At 33.8% G+C, this 933-nt stretch carries 1 protein-coding gene and 1 pseudogene; both read right to left on the bottom strand.

Translation table 11 applies throughout. The features are described 5' to 3' along the window. Positions 1 to 234 (bottom strand): annotated as a pseudogene (locus ACPYKA_RS02535) (MFS transporter); the annotation flags it as partial. 117 nt (positions 235 to 351) lie between these two features. Beyond that, positions 352 to 933: DedA family protein (locus ACPYKA_RS02530; protein ID WP_479540850.1), on the bottom strand; the 582-nt coding region annotated here is incomplete at its 5' end.

Here is a 933-nt window from a genome sequence, read left to right as displayed (position 1 = left end):
AAACGTCTCCATTAAAAACGCAGTAATTGGTATCATAACTCCGTTTACTAACATAAAAATAGTTGTCACCCACTGACCAGAATTTTCGGTCAGATTAAACTCCGTCATAATATGTGGTGTTGCTGTTATTAATAACGTTTGATTTAAAATAGCTAAAAAGGAACCGCCAAGTAATATGGCAACGATCGTTAATCGATTATATTGTTCCGAATTTTGTGTAGTAAATTCTGTCACATACTCAACCCCTGCTGCACCTATATATTAACATATATTATATATCTTAATCTCAATAAAAACATCCTTATCGCTTAATTTTGATCATTTTAAATTTTTTCGTACATTCCGTTTGAATTAATTTCTTCCTCTTCTAAAGAAGAATACTAACATTAAGAGGAAGACAACAGCGATTAAAATATAAGCTACAAAGGAATAGACCGTTAAAAATTGAAGGATGTCAGTCCAAGACCTTCCTAATAAAGCTCCCGTTATTACTAAAACCGTATTCCAAATGCCTGTCCCAATCATTGTAAAAAGTAAAAACACCCAAAACTTCATTCCTGCCATGCCAGCAGGGATGGAAATAAGACTACGCACAATCGGAATCATTCTGCAAAAAAGGACAGTCCAGTAGCCATATTTTTCAAACCACTTATTTGCTTTATGTAAATCCTCTTTTTTTAATCGAAGCACATGTCCCCATCTATCAACTATTTTTTCCATCCGCGTGATATTCAGTACTTTTCCTAAACCGTATAAAATAATTGCACCAATAATAGACCCTGTTGAAGCAGTAATAATTACCCCAAATAGTGTTAGCTTAGAATAGGTCGTCAAAAATCCCCCAAATAATAAAATTACTTCTGACGGAATTGGTGGGAACAGATTTTCCAATGCCATCAAAATAAATACACCGATATAACCAAATTGTTCCAT

Origin of the sequence: Pseudogracilibacillus amylolyticus (SeqCode) (genome assembly GCF_051918545.1) — a bacterium.
GTDB lineage: Bacteria > Bacillota > Bacilli > Bacillales > Amphibacillaceae > Pseudogracilibacillus.
The sequence above is the reverse complement of the archived record's forward strand: the minus strand, read 5'-3'. Positions and strand labels throughout refer to the sequence as shown.